Annotated in this window: 1 protein-coding gene; it reads left to right on the top strand. The window is 60.4% G+C overall.

The window, feature by feature from the left end:
• Positions 1-139 precede the first annotated feature (139 nt).
• On the top strand, positions 140-1,153 hold the full coding sequence (intI1, locus tag OKC27_RS22670; protein WP_000845048.1) for a class 1 integron integrase IntI1: 1,014 nt from the start codon (positions 140-142) through the stop codon (positions 1,151-1,153).
• Positions 1,154-1,331: the final 178 nt, after the last annotated feature.

A 1,331-nucleotide genomic window follows, 5' to 3' on the forward strand; every position in this document is an offset into this window, starting at 1 on the left:
TAACTTTGTTTTAGGGCGACTGCCCTGCTGCGTAACATCGTTGCTGCTCCATAACATCAAACATCGACCCACGGCGTAACGCGCTTGCTGCTTGGATGCCCGAGGCATAGACTGTACAAAAAAACAGTCATAACAAGCCATGAAAACCGCCACTGCGCCGTTACCACCGCTGCGTTCGGTCAAGGTTCTGGACCAGTTGCGTGAGCGCATACGCTACTTGCATTACAGCTTACGAACCGAACAGGCTTATGTCCACTGGGTTCGTGCCTTCATCCGTTTCCACGGTGTGCGTCACCCGGCAACCTTGGGCAGCAGCGAAGTCGAGGCATTTCTGTCCTGGCTGGCGAACGAGCGCAAGGTTTCGGTCTCCACGCATCGTCAGGCATTGGCGGCCTTGCTGTTCTTCTACGGCAAGGTGCTGTGCACGGATCTGCCCTGGCTTCAGGAGATCGGAAGACCTCGGCCGTCGCGGCGCTTGCCGGTGGTGCTGACCCCGGATGAAGTGGTTCGCATCCTCGGTTTTCTGGAAGGCGAGCATCGTTTGTTCGCCCAGCTTCTGTATGGAACGGGCATGCGGATCAGTGAGGGTTTGCAACTGCGGGTCAAGGATCTGGATTTCGATCACGGCACGATCATCGTGCGGGAGGGCAAGGGCTCCAAGGATCGGGCCTTGATGTTACCCGAGAGCTTGGCACCCAGCCTGCGCGAGCAGCTGTCGCGTGCACGGGCATGGTGGCTGAAGGACCAGGCCGAGGGCCGCAGCGGCGTTGCGCTTCCCGACGCCCTTGAGCGGAAGTATCCGCGCGCCGGGCATTCCTGGCCGTGGTTCTGGGTTTTTGCGCAGCACACGCATTCGACCGATCCACGGAGCGGTGTCGTGCGTCGCCATCACATGTATGACCAGACCTTTCAGCGCGCCTTCAAACGTGCCGTAGAACAAGCAGGCATCACGAAGCCCGCCACACCGCACACCCTCCGCCACTCGTTCGCGACGGCCTTGCTCCGCAGCGGTTACGACATTCGAACCGTGCAGGATCTGCTCGGCCATTCCGACGTCTCTACGACGATGATTTACACGCATGTGCTGAAAGTTGGCGGTGCCGGAGTGCGCTCACCGCTTGATGCGCTGCCGCCCCTCACTAGTGAGAGGTAGGGCAGCGCAAGTCAATCCTGGCGGATTCACTACCCCTGCGCGAAGGCCATCGGTGCCGCATCGAACGGCCGGTTGCGGAAAGTCCTCCCTGCGTCCGCTGATGGCCGGCAGCAGCCCGTCGTTGCCTGATGGATCCAACCCCTCCGCTGCTATAGTGCAGTCGGCTTCTGACGTTCAG

Origin of the sequence: Aeromonas sp. QDB62, assembly GCF_027705695.1 — a bacterium.
Classification (GTDB): domain Bacteria; phylum Pseudomonadota; class Gammaproteobacteria; order Enterobacterales; family Aeromonadaceae; genus Aeromonas; species Aeromonas allosaccharophila.

Bases quoted from the DNA above. Each gene is read 5' to 3' on its own strand.
- intI1 (WP_000845048.1), top strand. From the start codon at position 140: ATGAAAACCGCCACTGCGCCGTTACCACCGCTGCGTTCGGTCAAGGTT.